Source organism: Stenotrophomonas sp. HMWF003 (assembly GCF_003061285.1).
Lineage (GTDB): Bacteria > Pseudomonadota > Gammaproteobacteria > Xanthomonadales > Xanthomonadaceae > Stenotrophomonas > Stenotrophomonas maltophilia_AP.
Map to the genome: position 1 here is coordinate 11,732 of NZ_QAIW01000368.1, position 454 is coordinate 12,185.

The 454-nt window shown below is 65.2% G+C and carries 1 protein-coding gene; it reads right to left on the reverse strand.

Annotation, left to right across the window (positions count from 1 at the left end; genetic code table 11):
- The coding region (ssb, locus tag DBR34_RS15140) for a single-stranded DNA-binding protein (RefSeq protein WP_258223972.1) at positions 1-393 on the reverse strand (393 nt) is incomplete at its 3' end.
- Between the last annotated feature and the right edge of the window lie 61 nt (positions 394-454).

Sequence of the window (454 nt, forward strand, 5' to 3'; positions counted from 1 at the left end):
GCCGCCGCCGTAGTTGCCACCGGCACCGGCGCCTGCACCGCCGCCACCGCCGCCTTCACCGCGGCCGCCCAGCATCTGCATTTCGTCAGCGATGATGTCGGTGGAGTACTTCTCCACGCCGTCCTGGCCGGTGTACTTGTCGTACCGCAGGCTGCCTTCGACGTAGACCGAGCTGCCCTTGCGCAGGTATTCGCCGGCGATTTCACCGAGCTTGCCGAAGAACACCACGCGGTGCCATTCGGTACGCTCCTGCTGGTTGCCATCCTTGTCCTTGCGGACGCTGGTGGTGGCCAGGCTGATGCGGGTGATCGCCATGCCGCCTTGGGTGTACTTCACGTCCGGGTCGTTGCCGAGGTTGCCGACCAGGATGACTTTATTGATGCCGCGCGCCATAGGGTTGCTCTTCCGTTGTCCGAGGGCAGGCCGCAGTCATAACACAGCGCCGTGCGGGCTG